The 18914-nt window shown below is 61.3% G+C and carries 14 protein-coding genes and 1 pseudogene; 7 read left to right on the forward strand and 8 right to left on the reverse strand.

The genetic code is table 11. The features are described from left to right. Positions 1 to 138 precede the first annotated feature (138 nt). From phaC to BMH52_RS04085, 7 genes are all read right to left on the reverse strand, one after another. Positions 139 to 1818 carry a class II poly(R)-hydroxyalkanoic acid synthase gene (gene phaC / locus BMH52_RS04055; RefSeq protein ID WP_014716570.1) on the reverse strand — a complete coding sequence of 560 codons (1680 nt, stop codon included), beginning with the start codon at positions 1816 to 1818 and terminating at the stop codon, positions 139 to 141. Between the two features lie 249 nt (positions 1819 to 2067). After that, positions 2068 to 2445 carry a gamma-butyrobetaine hydroxylase-like domain-containing protein gene (locus BMH52_RS04060; RefSeq protein WP_072434795.1) on the reverse strand — a complete coding sequence of 126 codons (378 nt, stop codon included), beginning with the start codon at positions 2443 to 2445 and terminating at the stop codon, positions 2068 to 2070. Between the two features lie 160 nt (positions 2446 to 2605). After that, on the reverse strand, positions 2606 to 3943 hold the full coding sequence (hslU, locus tag BMH52_RS04065; RefSeq protein ID WP_003171208.1) for an ATP-dependent protease ATPase subunit HslU: 1338 nt from the start codon (positions 3941 to 3943) through the stop codon (positions 2606 to 2608). A gap of 37 nt (positions 3944 to 3980) precedes the next feature. After that, the gene (hslV, locus tag BMH52_RS04070) at positions 3981 to 4511 is read right to left on the reverse strand and encodes an ATP-dependent protease subunit HslV (protein ID WP_003171209.1); all 531 of its coding nucleotides are present in this window, start codon (positions 4509 to 4511) and stop codon (positions 3981 to 3983) included. Positions 4512 to 4731: 220 nt separating this feature from the next. After that, a complete protein-coding gene (locus tag BMH52_RS04075) occupies positions 4732 to 5433 on the reverse strand; it encodes an SPOR domain-containing protein (RefSeq protein ID WP_003187899.1) in 702 nt (233 codons plus the stop codon). A gap of 1 nt (position 5434) precedes the next feature. Next, on the reverse strand, positions 5435 to 7171 hold the full coding sequence (gene argS / locus BMH52_RS04080; protein WP_014716573.1) for an arginine--tRNA ligase: 1737 nt from the start codon (positions 7169 to 7171) through the stop codon (positions 5435 to 5437). Between the two features lie 204 nt (positions 7172 to 7375). Continuing rightward, positions 7376 to 9595: a primosomal protein N' gene (locus BMH52_RS04085; RefSeq protein WP_073842973.1), complete on the reverse strand. Its 2220-nt coding sequence runs from the start codon at positions 9593 to 9595 to the stop codon at positions 7376 to 7378. A 337-nt stretch (positions 9596 to 9932) separates the two neighbouring features. Here BMH52_RS04085 and rpmE point away from each other — a divergent pair, with 337 nt between their 5' ends. The 3 genes from rpmE (at position 9933) to BMH52_RS04100 (ending at position 12435) form a co-directional block, all read left to right on the forward strand. Continuing rightward, positions 9933 to 10163: a 50S ribosomal protein L31 gene (rpmE, locus tag BMH52_RS04090; protein ID WP_014716575.1), complete on the forward strand. Its 231-nt coding sequence runs from the start codon at positions 9933 to 9935 to the stop codon at positions 10161 to 10163. Between the two features lie 14 nt (positions 10164 to 10177). Continuing rightward, positions 10178 to 10984, forward strand: a complete 807-nt coding sequence (locus BMH52_RS04095; protein WP_073842975.1) for a thermonuclease family protein — start codon at positions 10178 to 10180, stop codon at positions 10982 to 10984. A 182-nt stretch (positions 10985 to 11166) separates the two neighbouring features. Next, positions 11167 to 12435, forward strand: coding sequence for a malic enzyme-like NAD(P)-binding protein (locus BMH52_RS04100; RefSeq protein WP_014716577.1), 1269 nt, complete (start codon positions 11167 to 11169; stop codon positions 12433 to 12435). 212 nt (positions 12436 to 12647) lie between these two features. Here the strand turns inward: BMH52_RS04100 and BMH52_RS04105 are convergent, their stop codons facing one another. Next, entirely contained in the window at positions 12648 to 15110 is a 2463-nt protein-coding gene (locus BMH52_RS04105) for a penicillin-binding protein 1A (protein WP_371915695.1), read from the reverse strand. A gap of 233 nt (positions 15111 to 15343) precedes the next feature. Here BMH52_RS04105 and pilM point away from each other — a divergent pair, with 233 nt between their 5' ends. The 4 genes and pseudogenes from pilM to BMH52_RS04125 all read left to right on the forward strand — a co-directional run. Further along, positions 15344 to 16000, forward strand: a complete 657-nt coding sequence (gene pilM / locus BMH52_RS04110) for a type IV pilus assembly protein PilM (protein ID WP_032873526.1) — start codon at positions 15344 to 15346, stop codon at positions 15998 to 16000. Beyond that, complete coding sequence (locus BMH52_RS04115; protein WP_014716579.1) at positions 15997 to 16548, forward strand: PilN domain-containing protein; 552 nt, start codon at positions 15997 to 15999, stop codon at positions 16546 to 16548. Before pilM ends, BMH52_RS04115 begins: the two co-directional genes overlap by 4 nt. Then, positions 16545 to 17516 carry a pilus assembly protein PilP gene (locus tag BMH52_RS04120; RefSeq protein ID WP_073842979.1) on the forward strand — a complete coding sequence of 324 codons (972 nt, stop codon included), beginning with the start codon at positions 16545 to 16547 and terminating at the stop codon, positions 17514 to 17516. The genes BMH52_RS04115 and BMH52_RS04120 overlap by 4 nt, the downstream gene beginning before the upstream one ends. Positions 17517 to 17654: 138 nt before the next feature. After that, a pseudogene (locus BMH52_RS04125) lies at positions 17655 to 18911 on the forward strand (type IV pilus secretin PilQ); the annotation flags it as partial. Positions 18912 to 18914: the final 3 nt, after the last annotated feature.

Raw genomic sequence — 18914 nt, forward strand, 5'->3', positions numbered from 1 at the left:
ACAGCCGGAATGCGATCAAAAATGTGGGAGCGGGCTTGCTCGCGAAAGCGGTGTACCAGTATCAGATGTGCCAACTGAAATACCGCATTCGCGAGCAAGCCCGCTCCCACATTGATCTCATTTCAATTACAAAAGTGCCTAGCGTTCATGTACATAGGTACCCGGCGCCGCTTCAGCGGCTGCATAGGTTTTATTGCCTAATGTCGTCGGGGCTTTTTTCAATTTTCCCGCCCGCTCCGCCTGCCACACCTGCCAATGCAGCCACCACGAATCGGTGTGCTTGGTCGCATCTTCTTGCCACTCCAGCGCACTGCCGGCCAGACCCTCGCTGGTCTGGTAGCGCGCTTTGGGGTTGCCCGGCGGGTTGAGGATGCTCTGGATATGCCCGCTGCTGGACAGTACAAACTCGACCTTGCCGCCGAACAACTGCGCTGACTTGTAGCAGGACTGCCACGGCGTGATGTGGTCGTTGGTGCCGGCCAGGGAATAGATATCGGCAGTGACCTGCTTGAGGTCGATGGGCGTGCCGCACACTTCCAGGGCGTTGGCCCGTACCAGTGGGTTGTTTTTGAACAGTTCGATCAGGTCGCCATGGAACGCGGCCGGCAAGCGTGTGGTGTCGTTGTTCCAGAACAGGATGTCGAACACTGGCGGCTCGTTGCCCAGCAGGTAGTTGTTGACCCAATAGTTCCAGATCAAGTCGTTGGGGCGCATCCAGGCAAAGACCTTGGCCATGTCGCGACCTTCCAGCACGCCGGCCTGATAGGAGTGGCGCTTGGCCGCTTCCAGAGTCTGCTCGTCGACAAACAGCGCCACCTGGGTGTCCAGGGTGGTATCCAGCACGCTCACCAGCAGAGTCAGGGCGTTGACCTTCTTCTGCCCCAGCGCCGCGTAGTGGCCCAGCAGCGCCGTGCAGGTGATGCCGCCTGAGCAGGCACCGAGCATATTCACGTCTTTGCTGCCGGTAATCGCCGTGACCACATCGACCGCTTCCTTCAGCGCCTCGATATAGGTGGATAGCCCCCATTCGCGCTGGGCCTTGGTGGGGTTGCGCCAACTGACGATAAAGGTCTGCTGGCCATTACGCAGGCAGAAGCGTGCCAGGCTTTTATCCGGGCACAGGTCGAAGACGTAGAATTTGTTGATCTGCGGCGGCACCACCAGCAGCGGGCGCTCATGCACCTGCTCGGTAATGGGCTTGTACTGGATCAGCTCCAGCACGTCGTTGCGAAACACCACCGCGCCTTCGCTGGTGCCCAGGGTCTTGCCGACTTCAAAGGCGCCCATGTTGACCTGGCTGGGCATGCCGCCGTTGTGCACCATGTCCTTGGCCAGGTGAGACAAACCGTCGAGCAGGCTTTTGCCGCCAGTTTCAAAGAAGCGTTTGACCGCCGCCGGGTTGGCCGCGCTGTTGGTGGGGGCCATGGCTTCGGTCATCAGGTTGATCACGAAGTGGCCCCGGCTGATGTCTTGTGCCGACAGGTTGCTGTCGTCGATCCAGTCGTGAAGTTCCTTACGCCATGCCAGGTAGGTCTGCAAATAACGTTTGTAGAGCGGGTTCTGGCTCCAGGCTGGGTCGTTGAAGCGGCGGTCGTCGCCCTCGGGCACCAGTGCGGATTTGCCGAACATCACATTCTTCAATTCAACGCCAAAGTGGGCGACGTGCTTGACGCTGTGCAACGGTTGCTTGATGGCTTGGGTCAGCACCATCTTGGCCGAGGCCAATAAATCCTTTTTGCGTAACGCGATGATCGGGTTCAACCCCAGGGTGTTTTCCGAGGCCTGGCGTTTCAAGTCATCGTTATTCTTGTTACTCATCTACGACGCTCCATTGTCCGAAAGACGAGTACCGGCGATTGCTGCGCACCCAATTTCGATACACGACACCAGCCTGGTACTGCGACTCGGGTGACCGTTGATACCGCATCGTCAAATGCAGGGAACTTGCCAGCTCCATTGGTTACCCGAGTTTATTTTTTTTCGCAAGCGGGCCAATCGTTGGCCACGCGACAGGGCATTCAAGCAGATGAAATTAGAAAATGCGCTCTAAACAGCAAGACCCCTGTGCTAGAGCATCAGCCGCACGACCGACTCACTCGGATCGCGGGTTTTACCAGCGGCTTTGAGCTCGGCCAGGTAGTCGACCCACAAAGCGTCCTGACGTACGGCCAGCTGATAGAGATAGTCCCAGGTGAACAGTCCGCTGTCATGACCGTCGTCGAAGGTCAATTTCAGTGCGTACTGGCCGGCCGGTTCCAGCTTGATCAACCGGACGTTGAGCTTGCCGAATTGCAGGATGGGTTTGCCGTGGCCCTGGACCTCGGCGGAAGGGGAGTGCACCCGCAGGAATTCGGCGGGTAGTTGATAAACCTCGTCGGGCCCGTAGGTAAGGCCGAGGGTGTTGGAGGTTTTATGCAGGTTTACTGCGGTAGGAAATTTCGACATTGGAGATAACCCTGAAGGAACCGGCCCAAAATGCGGGAGGGACCAATGTGGGAGCCGGGCTTGCCCGCGATGCCGGCACCTCGGTGTTTCAGGAACACTGAGGTGATGCTATCGCAGGCAAGCCAGCGCCCACACAAGCCACTCCCACATTGAGTGAGGCTTACAGGATATAACGAGACAGATCTTCGTTCTGCGCCAATTCGCCCAGGTGGCTGTTCACATAATCGGCATCGATCTTGATCGCTTCGCCATTCTGCGCACCGGCCATGTCGCCGGCGCTGAAGGATACTTCCTCAAGCAGGCGCTCAAGCAAGGTATGCAGGCGACGGGCACCGATGTTCTCGGTCTTCTCGTTGACCTGCCAGGCGATCTCCGCCAGGCGCTTGATACCGTCAGCCTGGAATTCGATACCCAGCCCTTCGGTTTTCAGCAGCTCGCGGTACTGCTCGGTGAGCGAGGCATGCGGTTCGCTGAGGATGCGCTCGAAGTCGCCCGGCGTCAGTGCCTTGAGCTCCACCCGAATCGGCAGGCGGCCTTGCAGTTCGGGCACCAGGTCGCTGGGCTTGCTCAGGTGGAAGGCACCGGAGGCGATAAACAGGATGTGGTCAGTCTTGACCATGCCCAGCTTGGTGTTGACCGTGCAGCCTTCGATCAGTGGCAGCAAATCGCGCTGCACGCCTTCGCGGGAGACATCCACGCCGCCGGAGTTACCACGCTTGGCCACCTTGTCGATCTCATCGATAAACACAATGCCATGTTGCTCGACCGCTTCCAGGGCCTTGGCCTTGAGTTCTTCCTCATTGACCAGGCGCCCGGCTTCTTCGTCGCGCACCAGCTTGAGCGCTTCTTTCACCTTGAGCTTGCGGCTTTTCTTCTTGCCCTTGCCCATGTTGGCGAACAGGTTCTGCAACTGGCTGGTCATTTCTTCCATGCCAGGCGGGGCAGAGATATCCACGCCGGACACTTCGGCCACTTCGATCTCGATTTCCTTGTCATCCAACTGGCCTTCACGCAGGCGCTTGCGGAACAGCTGGCGGGTGTTGGAATCCGACGAAGGTGCGGCGTCTTCGTTGAAACCCATGCGTGCCGGTGGCAGCAGGGCGTCGAGGATGCGCTCTTCAGCGGCGTCTTCGGCGCGATGGCTGACCTTGGTCACTTCCTGTTCGCGCAGCATCTTCAGGGCGGCGTCAGCCAGATCACGAATGATCGACTCGACATCGCGGCCCACATAGCCGACTTCGGTGAATTTGGTCGCTTCGACCTTGATGAACGGGGCATTGGCCAGTTTGGCCAGCCGCCGAGCGATCTCGGTTTTGCCGACGCCGGTAGGGCCGATCATCAGGATGTTCTTGGGCGTTACTTCAACGCGCAGTTCTTCTGGCAGTTGCATCCGGCGCCAGCGGTTACGCAGCGCAATGGCAACGGCGCGCTTGGCATCGTCCTGGCCGATGATATGGCGGTTGAGTTCATGGACGATTTCGCGGGGAGTCATGGACATAGTGTTTGGCGGCCTCAAGCCTGAATAAGCCTAGGGCTTATTCGGCGAGGTCCTGCTCCTCAATGGTCTGATTGTGGTTGGTGAACACGCAGATATCGCCAGCGATACCCAGGGCGGTCTCGACGATTTCACGGGCCGACAGGTCGGTTTTCTTCAGCAGCGCGCTGGCCGCAGCCTGGGCGTAGCCGCCACCTGAACCCATGGCGATCAAGCCATGCTCGGGTTCAACCACGTCGCCGTTGCCGGTGATGATCAGGGAAGCGTCTTTGTTCGCAACCGCCAGCATAGCCTCCAGGCGGCTGAGGGAGCGGTCGGTGCGCCATTCTTTGGCAAGCTCTACAGCGGCGCGCACCAGGTGGCCCTGGTGTTTCTCAAGCTGGCCTTCGAAGCGTTCGAACAGGGTAAAGGCATCGGCGGTCGCGCCTGCGAAGCCGGCAAGCACCTGGCCGTGGTACAGGCGGCGCACTTTCTTGGCGTTGCCTTTCATCACGGTGTTGCCCAGGGAAACCTGGCCGTCGCCGCCCATGACAACTTTGCCGTGGCGACGTACTGAAACGATGGTGGTCAAGGGGAGAGTCTCCACGCAGCGGGGCGAAAATGCCCTGATGGAAACTCATATGGGGGTGGCGAGGGGGATTTCAACCGTAGGGAGGCAGTGCGGACGAGTGGTGATCGTTCCCACGCTCCGCGTGGTAATGCCGCCTTGGGCGCTCTGCGCCTGCTCTGTGACGCAAAGCGTCAAGGGGCACGTTCCCACGCGGAGCGTGGGAACGATCAGTGGGTATGCGTCAGCGGCTCTGGCGTTGTTGTAACAACAGGTTGCTAAACCCGGCGCCGGCCAATTGCTTTTGCGCCACGGTCAGCTGTTCGCGGTTGCTGAACGGCCCCACCAATACGCGATACCAGGTCGCGTCCTTCACCGTGCCGGACTCAACCGATACCGATTGGCCCAACAGAATGATCTGTGCGCGTACACGGTCCGCATCCGCCTGTTTCGGGAACGAGCCCGCTTGCAGGAAGAACTTGGTCACCGGCGCCGCCTTGGTTGCAGCCACCGGCGGTGCTGGCGGCGGCGTGATACCGGCCAGCGCGGCCTGGGCGCGCGCCGTGTCGATTTTCGCCGCTTCCGCTGGGGTTACCGGCGTGGTCGGCACTTGTGGCGTCGGCAGGGTTTTTTCCGGCACGGCGTCAGGCGGCACGATCACTTCCGATTCCGGCAGCAGCGTGTAGAAGTCGTACTTGGGCTTTACCGGTGCGGTCGGGCTCGGCGCGGTCTTGTTGGCTTCGGCGATTTTCGTGGCCTTTTGCTGCTCCTGTTTGACGCGCTTGACGTCATCGCCCTGGCCGGGCTCCAGCTTCATCAGAAACACGATAAATGCGCCGACCGTCAGGCCGATGGCCATCCACAACCAACCCGGAATCGGTTGCTTCGCCGGGGCCTGGTAGCGGCTGGCGCCGCGCTTGGGTGCAGGTTTTTTCTTGGCAGCCAACTTACATACGCTCCAGAGTTTCCAGGCCCAAGAGTTCCAGGCCTTGCTTGAGGGTGCGTCCAGCCAATGCGGCAAGGCGCAGGCGACTTTGTTTCTGGGCTTCGTCGTCGGCGGTCAGGATCGGGCAGTTCTCGTAGAAGCTGGAGAACAGGCCGGCCACTTCGTACAAATAGGTGCACAGGATGTGCGGCGTGCCTTTTTCGCCAACGCTGTTGAGCACTTCGCCAAATTGCGCGAGCTTGGCCGCCAGTTCCTGTTCGTGGGCGGCGTCCAGCGCGATCTGGCCCTCGACTTCGCTGAAGTCCTTGCCCAGCTTGCGAAATACCCCGGCCACGCGGGTGTAGGCGTACAGCAGGTACGGCGCGGTGTTGCCTTCGAAGTTGAGCATCAGGTCGAAGTTGAAGCTGTAGTCGCTGGTGCGGTGCTTGGACAGGTCGGCGTATTTCACCGCGCCAATGCCCACCACGCGGGCAATATTACGCAGGTCGGCCTCGGCCAGCTCCGGGTTCTTTTCCTTCACCAGGTTGTAGGCACGTTCCTGGGCTTCGGTCAGCAGGTCGATCAGCTTCACGGTGCCGCCGTCGCGGGTCTTGAAGGGGCGGCCATCGGCGCCGTTCATGGTGCCAAAGCCCATGTGCTCCATATGCATCGGGTGGGTGACGAAACCGGCGCGACGGGCCACTTCGAACACCTGCTGGAAGTGCAGGGCCTGGCGCTGATCGACGAAGTACAGCGCACGGTCAGCCTTGAGCACGCCACTGCGGTAACGCACGGCGGCCAGGTCAGTGGTGGCGTAGAGGTAGCCGCCATCGGCCTTGACGATGATCACCGGCAGCGGCTCGCCGTCGGCGGTCTTGAATTCTTCGAGGAACACGCACTGGGCGCCGTTGCTTTCGACCAGCAGGCCTTTGGCCTTGAGGTCGTTGACCACGTTGATCAGGTCGTCGTTATAGGCGCTTTCGCCCATCACGTCGGCCATGGTCAGTTTCACGTTGAGCAGCTCGTAGATTTCCTGGCAATGGGACAGGGAAATTTCACGGAAGCGGTTCCACAGCGCCAGGCACTCTTCGTCGCCGGCTTGCAGCTTGACCACCAGGCCCCGTGCGCGGTCGGCGAACTCTTCAGACTCGTCAAACCGCTTTTTGGCGGCGCGGTAGAAGTTTTCCAGGTCGGCCAGCTCGTTGCTGGTGATCGGGTTTTCCTGCAGGTAGGCCATCAGCATGCCGAACTGGGTACCCCAGTCGCCCACGTGATTCTGGCGGATCACGGTGTCGCCGAGGAATTCCAGCACCCGTGCCACGCCGTCGCCAATGATGGTGGAGCGCAGGTGGCCCACGTGCATTTCCTTGGCCAGGTTCGGCGCCGACAGGTCGATGACCACGCGCTGGCTGTCGCCGGCCTTGCGTGCACCGATGCGCGCATCGGCCAGGGCGGCATCCAGGCGCGACGCCAGGGCCTGGGTGTTCTGGAAGAAGTTGATAAAGCCTGGGCCGGCAATTTCGGCCTTGGTGACACTGGCGTCAGCCGGCAGGGCTGCGATGATTTTTTCTGCCAGGTCGCGCGGTTTCATGCCGGCCGGCTTGGACAGCATCATCGCGATGTTGCTGGCGAAGTCGCCATGGGTCTTGTCGCGGGTGTTCTCCACCTGGATCGCCGGCGACAGGCCTTCAGGCAACACACCTTCGTGGACGAGTTGGGTGAGGGCTTGTTGGATCAGCTGGCGAATGGTGTCTTTCATGGTGTTCTCTTTCGACCGCAAGCGGCGGCGCGCGATGCGCAGGTGGAAAAACTGGGCATTATCCGTGGCGAGGGCGGGCTTGCCAACCGTTCAGACTATATGGCGGACCTGCGGGCCTCTTCGCGGGCAAGCCCGCTCCCACATTTAAGGGTATTCACATTTCATAATGTGCGAGCTGGCTTGCCTGCGATGACGTAATTACCCTCAATACAAATCTACCGGGTCTACATCCAACGACCATCGCACCTGCCGACCGCTGGGCAGTTGCTCCAGCTCAAGCATCCAGCGACTTAATAGCCGATGCAGCGGCGCGCGGGAGGTTGCCTGCAAGAGTAGCTGAGCGCGATAACGCCCGGCGCGCCGCTCCATGGGCGCTGGCACCGGGCCGAGTAGTTCGATGCCACTGAGGGCCAGTTCGCCCAATAAACGTTCGGCGGCGCTGCAGGCCTCATCAAGAAAGCCTTCGGCCTGCCCGGGTTTGTGGGCTTCGGCACGCAGCAGCGCCAGGTGCGCAAAGGGCGGCAGGCCGGCGGCGCGGCGTTCGCTCAAGGCCTGCTCGGCGAAGGCAAAGTAGCCTTGTTCCGTCAGTTGAATCAGCAGCGGGTGGTCGGCCAGGTGCGTCTGGATAATCACCTTGCCTGGCTCTTCGGCCCGCCCGGCGCGCCCTGCCACCTGCACGATCAACTGCGCCATGCGTTCGCTGGCGCGAAAATCCCCGGAGAACAGCCCGCCATCGGCATCCAGGATCGACACCAGGGTCACCCGTGGGAAGTGATGCCCTTTGGCAAGCATCTGCGTGCCCACCAGAATGCACGGTTGGCCCTTGTGGATGGTGGTGAACAGTTGGTTCATAGCGTCTTTGCGCGACGTGCTGTCGCGGTCGACCCGCAGCACCGGGTAATCCGGGAACAGAATGCCGAGACGTTCTTCGGCGCGCTCGGTGCCGGCGCCCACGGGCCGCAGGTCCACCTTGCCGCACTGCGGGCAATGGCGCGGTACCCGTTCCACATGGCCGCAGTGATGGCAGCGTAACTCGCCGTGGCGCTGGTGCACGGTCATGCGCGCATCGCAGCGCTCGCACCCGGACATCCAGCCGCAGTCATGGCACAGCAGCGTCGGGGCAAAGCCGCGGCGGTTGAGAAATACCAATACTTGCTGGCCGGCGGCCAGGGTCTGGCCAATGGCCTGTTGCATCGGGCCGGAAATCCCGCTGTCCAGCGGGCGGCTTTTCACGTCCAGGCGCAGGAAGCGCGGTTGTTTGGCGCCGCCGGCGCGCTCGTTCAGGCGCAGCAGCCCGTAACGGCCGGTGTAGGCGTTGTGCAGACTTTCCAGGGACGGCGTGGCCGAGCCCAGCACAATCGGGATGTCTTCCTGGCGGGCGCGCACCAGCGCGAGGTCGCGGGCGTGGTAGCGCAAACCTTCCTGCTGTTTATAGGAGCCATCGTGCTCCTCGTCGACGATGATCAGCCCGGGGTTTTTCATCGGCGTGAACAGTGCTGAGCGCGTGCCGATAATAATGTCGGCCTCGCCGTCCCGCGCCGCTAGCCACGACTCCAGGCGTTCACGGTCATTGACCGCTGAGTGCACCAGGGCGATCCGGGCATTGAAGCGTTGCTCGAAACGCGCCACGGTCTGCGGGCCCAGGTTGATCTCGGGGATCAGCACCAGTGCCTGCTTGCCCGCTTGCAGGGTTTCGCGGATCAGTTGCAAATAGACTTCGGTCTTGCCGCTGCCGGTGACGCCGGCCAGCAGGAACGCGTGGAAACTGTCGAAACCGGCGCGAATCGCCTCATACGCGGCGCGTTGCTCGGGGTTCAGCGGCAACTCCGGCTGGGCCAGCCAGTGTTCGTGGCGCGGGTCCGGGGCGTGCTTGCGGATTTCCACCTGCACCAGGCCCTTGGCCAGCAGTAGGTCGAGGCTGTCTTTGCTCAGCATCAGCTTGCTTAATAGCTGATGGGCCACGCCGTGTGGATGCTGCGCCAAGGTGGCCAGGGCCTCACGCTGGCGCGGGGCGCGGGCGATGCGCGGGTCGTCGAGGCGTGCGCCGGGCGCCATCGACCAGAAACGCTCCTGGCGCGCTTCGGCCAGTTCGCCCTGGCGCAGCAGCACCGGCAGCGCCCAGCTCAAGGTATCGCCCAGGCTGTGTTGGTAATACTGCGCGGTCCACAGGCACAGCTTGAACAGCGCGGGCGGCAGCGGCGGTGTGGCGTCGAGCAGGGCAATAGCCGGCTTGAGCTTTTCGGCAGGCACTTCGCTGTGGTCGGTAACTTCCACCAGAATGCCGATCATTTCCCTGCGCCCGAACGGCACGCGCACGCGCATGCCTGGCTGCAACTGCGCACGCGACACGCCGGGCGGGGCCCGGTAATCGAACAGGCGGCGCAGGGGCGAGGGCAGGGCTAGGCGCAAAATGGCGTCGGGCACGCGAGGAGTCTCATCTATTAAGGCAGCGGTGGCGCAGGGGCGGGAGCCTAGCAGACCGGGGTTGTCACGTCTCCAGTACTGGAACCGGATCTTGTGGGAGCTGGCTTGCCTGCGAAAGCGCTAGTGCAGTAACAGATGCAGTGACTGACACACCGCCTTCGCGGGCAAGCCCGGCTCCCACATTGTCGGCGGTGTGTCAGGAATATCTGATGAAAGGGAGCTTTCGGCCATTACCGCCGCTTGCGCGATTAAAAAGGTCTGGTAGAATCCGCGGCCTAATTACGTGCGGTATTCGACAATAGTGTCGAGTGGCGGCACGCTAGCCTGAGGAAGTGCCATGAAAGCCGATATCCATCCAGCGTACGAAACCATCCAAGTCACCTGCAGCTGCGGCAACAAGTTCGAAACTCGTTCGAACCTGTGCAAGCCACTGGGTACTGACGTATGCAACGAGTGCCACCCGTTCTACACCGGTAAGCAGAAAACTCTGGACACCGGCGGCCGCGTACAGCGCTTCGCAGATCGCTTTGGTGCTTTCGGCAAGAAGCCTGCTACTCCAGCAGAGTAAGGTTCAAGAGCCTTATGGGCTTTTACCCGCTGTTGAAAAAGGCGTCCCTTGTGGGCGCCTTTTTTGTGCCTGGAATTTGGCTGGTGACCGCTCAGGCCGATGCATTCTGCCCCGCCCCGGCAGCTATCGCCCGCGTTGAGGTGCAGCGTGTGGTGGATGGCGACACAGTACGCCTCAAGGATGGTCGCAGCGTACGTATGATCGGCCTCAATGCGCCGGAAACCGGCAAGAAGGGCCGTCCAGGCGAGCCATTTGCCGTCGCCGCACGCCAGCGCCTGCAGGCGTTGGTCAAGGCCAGTGATGGGCGTGTCGGCCTGGTGCCGGGGCGCGAAGGCAAAGATCATTACGGGCGCACCCTGGCTTACCTCTACGGCGCCAATGGCGAGAACCTGGAGGCGCAACTGCTGGCCGAGGGCCTGGGGTACCAGGTGGGCGTGGCGCCGAACGTGGACCTGGTGGCCTGCCAGCAGGCGGCCGAAAACAGCGCCCGCCAGTCACGGCTCGGCCTGTGGCGCCAATCGCCGGTGCAAAACGTGGCCAATCTCAAGCGCTCCGGGTTTGCCCTGGTGGCTGGTCGGGTCAGCAAGATCGAGCGCAATCGCGGCGGAATCTGGATTGAACTGCAGGGTTCACTGGTATTACGCATTGCGCCCGAGCTGATCAGCCAGTTCGATACGGCCATGCTCAATGGTCTGCAAGGCCGCACCCTTGAGGCGCGTGGCTGGGTGCAGGATCGTTCCCGCCGTGGCGGCCTGAAAAAAGGCCAAGCACGCTGGCTGTTGCCAATAACCGACTCTCGCATGCTGAAATCGACGCTTTGAATAAAAAATTGTAGACATTTTTTATTTCGATTGTGAACAGATGAGCCCTTGTATCCCGTGGCTCTTGGCCAAAAGTCGTAGCCCAGGGCCCTTGACACCTGTGACTGCCCAGTCTTGTAGGGACTTTACGACACGCGTATCCTCGGCGGTCCGTCGACCAACAGTAAAAGCGGAATGCCGATATGTCTGATTTGAAAACTGCCGCTCTCGAATACCATGCCAATCCTCGTCCAGGAAAGCTGAGTGTAGAGCTCACCAAAGCCACTGCCACTGCCCGCGACCTGTCGCTGGCCTACAGCCCTGGTGTTGCCGAACCCGTACGTGAAATCGCCCGTGACCCAGAGCTGGCGTACAAGTACACCGGCAAAGGCAACCTGGTTGCAGTGATTTCCGATGGCACCGCGATTCTGGGCCTGGGTAACCTCGGCCCATTGGCTTCCAAGCCAGTCATGGAAGGCAAGGGCGTGCTGTTCAAGCGCTTTGCCGGCATCGACGTTTTCGACATCGAAGTCGATTCCGAAAGCCCGCAGGCGTTCATCGACACCGTCAAGCGCATTTCCATCACGTTCGGTGGCATCAACCTGGAAGACATCAAGGCACCTGAGTGCTTCGAGATCGAAAAGGCCCTGATCGAGCAGTGCGACATTCCGGTATTCCACGATGACCAGCACGGCACCGCGATCGTTACCGCAGCCGGCATGATCAACGCCCTGGAAATCGCTGGCAAAACCCTGGGCGAGGCGAAAATCGTCTGCCTGGGCGCCGGTGCCGCGGCCATTTCCTGCATGAAGCTGATCATCAGCATGGGCGCCAAGCTGGAAAACATCTATATGGTCGACAGCAAGGGCGTGATCCAGTCCGAGCGTACCGACCTGAACCAGTACAAGGCGATGTTTGCCCATCCGTCCTCCAAGCGCACCCTGGCTGACGCCCTCGACGGTGCCGACGTGTTCGTTGGCCTGTCCGGCCCGAACTTGCTGAGCGCTGAAGGCCTGAAATCCATGGCGCCGAACCCTATCGTGTTCGCCTGCTCCAACCCGGATCCGGAAATTTCTCCTGAGCTGGCCCACGCCACTCGCAGCGACGTGATCATGGCCACCGGCCGTTCGGACTACCCGAACCAGGTCAACAACGTATTGGGCTTCCCGTTCATCTTCCGTGGTGCCCTGGACGTTCGCGCCAAGCGTATCAACGAAGAAATGAAAGTGGCCGCTGCCAACGCCCTGCGTGAACTGGCCAAGCTGCCGGTACCTCAGGACGTGTGCGACGCCTACGGTGGCGCCAAGCTGGAATTCGGTCGTGAGTACATCATTCCAAAACCAATGGATAAGCGCCTGATCACCCTGATCTCCGATGCCGTGGCCAAGGCCGCGATCGAGACTGGTGTGGCTACCCTGCCGTATCCAAAGAACTACCCGCTGCAGAGCGTGGATGATGTGTTTAACGGCTAAGCCGTTATAGCGCACCAACAAAAAGCCCCGGCTGAGTGATCAGTCGGGGCTTTTTTGTGGCTGACGATTCACCCGAGTCTTGTGCGGATCCAAGTGTGGGAGCGGGCTTGCTCGCGAATGCGGAGTACCAGTCACCAAATAGGTTGGCTGACCCACCGCATTCGCGAGCAAGCCCGCTCCCACATAAGGTCTGCGTCAGGCCGCAGATCCCGTCAGAACAAATCGATCGGCGCGCCTTCATCCGCCGGCAGTGGGCTGCCCGGCACTGCGCCGTTGCCCAGTTCGTTGACCGACGGCGGTGTGTCTTCGCTCTTGAACAGCTCGAAGTACGCATTCGGCGTGCTCGGTGAAGCTGCGCGGCCACTGATCGGGTCGATGCGCAGGCTGAGGATGCCTTCCGGCTCTGGCTGGGTATGCAGCGGCTTGTCCTTGAGCGCTGCGCCCATGTAGCTCATCCAGATCGGCAGGGCGACGGTGCCACCAAACTCGCGGCGGCCCAGGCTTTCGGGCTGGTCATAGCCGGTCCACACGGTGGTCACGTAGTCGCCGTTGTAGCCGGAGAACCAGGCGTCCTTGGATTCGTTGGTGGTACCGGTCTTGCCAGCGATATCCGCGCGGCCCAGGGCCAGTGCGCGGCGGCCGGTGCCCTTCTTGATCACGTCTTGCAGGATGCTGTTGAGGATGTAGGTAGTACGGCCATCCACGATGCGCTCGGCAACCGCTGGCGCTTGCGGTTCGGCCGGTGCGCTGGCGTTTGCGGCCGACGGCGTGCCTGGCGTCGGCTCGATGGTGATACCGCCGTTGCTCGGTGCCGCAAGGCCGTCGGTTGCCGCCACGCCATTGACCACATCACCCGGTACCCGTGGCGGATTGGCAGTAAACAGGGTGTCGCCATTGCGGCTTTCGATCTTGTCGATCAGGTAAGGCGCGATCTTGTAGCCACCGTTGGCAAAGGTGCTCCAGCCGGTGGCGATTTCCATCGGCGTGAGGGTTGCGGTACCCAGAGCCAGGGACAGGTTCGGCGGCAGGTCCGACTTGGCGAAGCCAAAGCGCGTCATGTAGTCGATGGTCTTGCCTACGCCCATCGCCTGCAACAGGCGAATCGACACCAGGTTGCGCGACTTGTACAGCGCCTCGCGGATACGGATCGGGCCGAGGAACGTGTTGGTGTCATTCTTCGGGCGCCAGACCTTGTCCAGGTATTCGTCGACAAACACGATTGGCGCGTCGTTGACCAGGCTGGCGGCGGTGTAGCCGTTGTCCAGTGCCGCACTGTAGACGAACGGCTTGAAGCTGGAGCCTGGCTGGCGCTTGGCCTGGGTAGCGCGGTTGTAGTTGCTCTGCTCAAAGGCAAAACCGCCGACCAGCGCACGGATCGCACCGTTCTGCGGGTCCAGGGACACCAGGGCACCCTGGGCGAGCGGCACCTGGCTGAATTTGAGGCTGTCATCCTTCTGGCGTTGCACGCGGATCAGATCACCCACCTGGGCCACGTCGGAGGGCTGCTTGGGCATCGCGCCCATGCTGTTGGTGTTCAGGAACGGGCGCGCCCACTTCATGCTGTCCCAGGCTACATGGGCTTCGCCAGAACGGGTCAGCACTTGGATGCCGTCTTTCGATACCTGGGTAACGATGGCCGGGTCCAGGCCGCTGATCGAACGCTGTTTGCTCAATTCGGTGGTCCAGGCACTCAGGGTCTTGCCCGGCAGGCGCGACTCGGGACCGCGGTAGCCGTGACGCTGGTCATAAGTAATCAGGCCTTCATGTACCGAATGGTTGGCGATTTCCTGCAAGTTGCTCGGCACCGTCGTGGTGACGCGGAAACCTTCGGTGTAGGCCTCGCTGCCATAACGGCCAACCATCTCGGCGCGGGCCATTTCAGCGATAAAGGGTGCATTCACTTCGGGCGTCGGCACGTGATAGCTGGCATTCAGCGGCTCGGCCACGGCGCTTTCATAAGCGGCCTGGTCGATCTTGCCCAGCTTGTACATGCGGCCCAGGATCCAGTCGCGGCGTTCTTTGCTGCGCGCCGGGTTGGCCAGCGGGTTGAAGCGCGAAGGTGCCTTGGGCAGGCCAGCAATCATGGCCATCTGCGCCAGGCTGGCGTCACGAATCGACTTGCCGTAATAGACCTGGGACGCGGCCTCGATGCCGTAGGCGCGGTTGCCCAAGTAGATTTTGTTGACGTACAGCTCGAGGATTTCATCCTTGGTCAGCTGGCGTTCGATCTGCAGCGCCAACAGGATTTCGGTGGCCTTGCGGGAAAAGCTGCGCTCGCTGGTGAGGAAGAAGTTCTTCGCCACCTGCATGGTGATGGTGCTGCCGCCCGATTGAATGTGTCCGCTTTTTACCAGTTGTGTGGCTGCACGCACCAGGCTGCTGGGGTCTACGCCGTAGTGGTTGGCGAAATTATCGTCTTCGGCGGACAGCAATGCGCTGATGAAATTGGGTGGAATATCGGCGAAACGGATCGGTGTGCGGCGCATTTCGCCGAACTCCGCGATCAACTTGTCATCGCTGCTGTAGACCCGCAAAGGAATCTGCAACTGGATACTTCTGAGGGCCTCTACGGAGGGCAAACCCGGACTAAGGTAGAGGTAGGCCCCGCTGAACACGAGCAGCAGCCCGCAGACGATGGCGACAATGGAGTACCCGAAAAACTTCAGCAGACGAATCAAGGCTTTTGGATTTCCAGAGAAAAGAAAGAGTTACGCGTCGGGGCATGCATGGCAAACGATGGATCGACCCGGGCAGCAGATAAAAAGCGGGAAAAAACGCTGGGCATTAAAGCATTTTTCGGCTTGGGGCGTCATTCGCGAGCCTTGAACAAGCCGACCGAATGCAAGGTGCCTGGCAGCAATCAGGCGAGATGACAGCCGGTATGACAGGGAAAGTTTTGGGGAGTTTTATGGGAAAGGGATTTTTCAGGCGAAAAGTCGACACGGTGTTGGGGGTCGATATCAATGACAGTGGCATCAAGCTGATCGAACTGGGCCGTTCATCCGGCGGTTTCAGCGTCCAGGGCTACGCCACGCAAGTGCTGGCGCCCCACGCGGTGGTCGACGGCACCCTGCTGGACCTTGAGGGTGTGGGCCGGGGGCTGCAACAGGCGCTGTCGCGCCTGGGTACCTCGGCCCGGTACGCCGCCGTGGCGGTTGCGGGCCCGTCGGTAATTACCCGGCTGATTGACATGGACGCAGGCCTCAGCGACGAGGAAATGGCCTGGAAGATCCAGATGGAAGCCGACCAGTTCATCCCTTATCCATTGGATGAAGTGGCCATCGATTTTCAGGTTCAAGGGCCATCGGCTCAAGGGCCACAGTGGGTGGAGGTGATGCTGGCGGCGTGCCTGCGCGAGCAGGTCGAAGCGCGCGAGGCGGTTTTGGCCCTGGCGGGGCTGGTGCCGCGGGTGGTTGATGTAGAAGGGTTTGCATTGCAGCGCGCTTGCCTTCAGGATTTTGCCAGCTTCACGCCGGGTCACAGAGTCGATGGTGCACAATGGGCCTTGGATGCCCAAGGGATGGGAGTGGCTTGCGGGCTGGCCCTGAGGAGTTTCGCTGGATGACACGAATCAATCTTTTGCCTTGGCGCCAGGCCCTGGCGGAGCGCAGGCGCAAATACCTGTTGGTGCTATTGCTGGCGTTTGCCTGCATGGCGCTCGCGGCATTGTGGTTGGCTGATCAAGTGATCGACCAGGCGATAGACCGGCAGGTAAGCCGCAACAGCCGCCTGGAAGAGCACATCGCCACCCAGGACTCGCGCATCAAGACGATCGACGATCTTCAGGAGCGAAGCCAGCAACTGGCCGAACGCATGAAGGTGGTTCAGGACCTGCACGATGCCCGCTCTTCCGGGGCTCGATTGTTCGAGCAATTGGCGCGTGCGGTGCCTGAAGGTGTCCATCTGCATGAGGTGGTCGCAAACGGCGACACCATCAGCATTCGCGGCACGGCTGAAAGCAACCAGGATATCGCCCGTTTGATGCAGCAGCTCAAGCCAACCCAGGGTTCCAGTTCGACCCGTCTGCAGCGCGTGCAGGCCGAAGGTGCGCGCGGCGAAAGCGAATTTCAGCTGATGGTGCGCCAGGGAGAATCCAGCGAGGCGCAACCATGAGCCTGCCCAGGCTCGATTTTTCCACGCTCTCTTACAACGCTGCTAAATGGTCCCTGCCGGGCAAGGTGCTGCTTGGCTGTGCGCTGGCCGGCCTGGTGCTGGTGCTGGGCGAGGTTTCGCATGGGGGGCCGCAGCGGGAGCGATTGCACGGGCTTGAGGCGCGGGAGCAGGCGCTGCAGCAGCAACTCACAGAAAAGTCCGACCTGGCCGCGAGCCTTGAGCTGCGCACCCGGCAAGTCCGGAGCATGGAAGACAACCTTGCCAGCCTTCTAGGGCAATTGCCCGGCGAGTCCGAGCTGCCTGCCGTGCTGGAAGACATCGCCCGGCTGGCGGCTGCCCATGGGGTGTGGGTCGAAGGCATCACCGTGCTGGATGAAGCGCCTCGGCAGCTTTATATCGAACAACCCATGCAGATAAGCGCGTCCGGGGTTTACCACGACCTGGCGACGTTTGTCAGTGCCTTGGGTGGGCTGCCGCGGGTAGTCACCGTGCAGGACGTTACGCTTGGGCATCAGGGCGCCTTGTTACGGCTGAACATGCTCGCCAAGACCTATCGCAGCACCCTGCAAAACGGCAAGGCCCGTCCGGTGCTCGACCCAGGGCCGCTGTTTGTCTACGAGCCCTCGTCCTTGCGCGACCCGTTCACGCCGCCCGCCTTGCAGGCAGCCCACGTTCCGGGCCGGCCGGCCCTTGCCCCGGATTTCACCCGGCCACGGGGACTGTTGGAGGGTATGCGCCTCGATCAGTTCGAAATGGTCGGCACGTTGTCCCGTGGTGCGCAGGCCTTTGCCTTGTTGCGGGCTGGGGCCAGGGTGTATCGGCTGGCGGTGGGTGATTACCTGGGGCTGGACCATGGCCAGGTCACGGCCATTCAAGACGCTGCTGTCGAGCTGGTGGAGCTGTTTCCCGATGGACAGGGCGCCTGGCTGGAACGCCCGCGAACCCTTGTGCTGAACGTCAACTCATAACGGAATCAAACAATGAAATGGACCTTCTCGTCCTTCGGTGTGGCGCTATGGATAGCGTTCACGGCACCGATGGCTGCTGCTATGCCTAATCGCCTGGACCTTATCCAACTGCCGCCGCCCGACAGCGCCCCGCCGGTCAGCTATACAGGCGCCAAACTGACCCTGAATTTTCAGGACATCGACTTGCGTGCGGTATTGCAGCAAATCGCCGATGTCGCCGGGCTCAACCTGGTGACCAGCGATGAGGTGCAGGGCTCGATCACCCTGCGGCTCAAGGATGTGCCCTGGGACCAGGCTCTGGACCTGGTACTGCAAACCAAGGGCTTGGACAAGCGAGTCAAGGCGGGCGTGCTGCTGGTGGCGCCCGCCGATGAATTGGCTGCCCGAGAGCTGTTGATGCTGGAGTCGCGCAAGCAGATGGCCGAGCTGGCGCCCTTGCGTCGGGAGCTGCTGCAGGTCAATTACGCCAAGGCCGCCGACCTGGCCAAGCTGTTTCAGTCGGTGACCGGCTTTGAGGGCGCCACCGATGAGCGCGGTTCGGTGGCAGTGGATGACCGCACCAACAACATCATCGCCTACCAGACTGGCGAGCGGCTCGAAGAGCTGCGGCGCATCGTGGCGCAGCTGGATATCCCGGTACGCCAGGTCATGATCGAGGCGCGGATTGTGGAGGCCAATGTCGACTACGACAAAAGCCTGGGTGTGCGCTGGGGTGGGCGGCTCACCCGCGGCAACGGCGGCGTTGGCGGTATTACCAAGCCGCCGGCGGAGGGTGCCGAGCCGCCGCAAAACCCACCCAGTTCACCCTTTGTCGACTTGGGGGCGCTGGCCGGAACCTCGGGCCTGGGGATCGCCTATATCACCGACAACCTGTTGCTGGACCTTGAGCTGACCGCCATGGAAAAAACCGGCAACGGTGAGATCGTCTCGCAGCCCAAGGTCGTCACCTCCGACAAAGAGACTGCACGCATCCTCAAGGGCACCGAGATTCCTTACCAGGAATCCACCTCCCAGGGCGCCACCTCGGTGTCGTTCAAAGAGGCTTCGCTGTCGCTTGAAGTCACGCCGCAAATCACCCCCGACGACCATGTGATCATGGCGGTCAAGGTCACCAAGGATGAGCCTGACTACCTGAATCGCCTCAATGACGTGCCGCCGATCAAGAAAAACGAGGTCAACGCCAAGGTTCTGGTCAGGGATGGCGAGACCATCGTCATTGGCGGGGTTTTCTCCAACACCCAGAGCAAAGTGGTAGATAAAGTGCCATTTTTGGGCGATGTGCCGTATCTTGGCCGCCTTTTCCGGCGCGATGTGCTGGCGGAGAAAAAATCCGAGCTGCTGGTATTCCTGACTCCGCGTATCATGAATAACCAGGCGATTGCTGTGAGTCGTTGATTC

It is taken from the genome of Pseudomonas sp. BTN1 (assembly GCF_001907715.1).
GTDB classification, from domain to species: domain Bacteria; phylum Pseudomonadota; class Gammaproteobacteria; order Pseudomonadales; family Pseudomonadaceae; genus Aquipseudomonas; species Aquipseudomonas paracarnis.

Coding starts and splice junctions, on each gene's coding strand:
- BMH52_RS04115 (WP_014716579.1), top strand. CDS start 15,997: ATGACACGAATCAATCTTTTGCCTTGGCGCCAGGCCCTGGCGGAGCGC.
- BMH52_RS04060 (WP_072434795.1), bottom strand. CDS start 2,445: ATGTCGAAATTTCCTACCGCAGTAAACCTGCATAAAACCTCCAACACC.
- rpmE (WP_014716575.1), top strand. CDS start 9,933: ATGAAAGCCGATATCCATCCAGCGTACGAAACCATCCAAGTCACCTGC.
- hslU (WP_003171208.1), bottom strand. CDS start 3,943: ATGTCCATGACTCCCCGCGAAATCGTCCATGAACTCAACCGCCATATC.
- phaC (WP_014716570.1), bottom strand. CDS start 1,818: ATGAGTAACAAGAATAACGATGACTTGAAACGCCAGGCCTCGGAAAAC.
- BMH52_RS04095 (WP_073842975.1), top strand. CDS start 10,178: ATGGGCTTTTACCCGCTGTTGAAAAAGGCGTCCCTTGTGGGCGCCTTT.
- BMH52_RS04100 (WP_014716577.1), top strand. CDS start 11,167: ATGTCTGATTTGAAAACTGCCGCTCTCGAATACCATGCCAATCCTCGT.
- pilM (WP_032873526.1), top strand. CDS start 15,344: ATGGGAAAGGGATTTTTCAGGCGAAAAGTCGACACGGTGTTGGGGGTC.
- argS (WP_014716573.1), bottom strand. CDS start 7,171: ATGAAAGACACCATTCGCCAGCTGATCCAACAAGCCCTCACCCAACTC.
- BMH52_RS04120 (WP_073842979.1), top strand. CDS start 16,545: ATGAGCCTGCCCAGGCTCGATTTTTCCACGCTCTCTTACAACGCTGCT.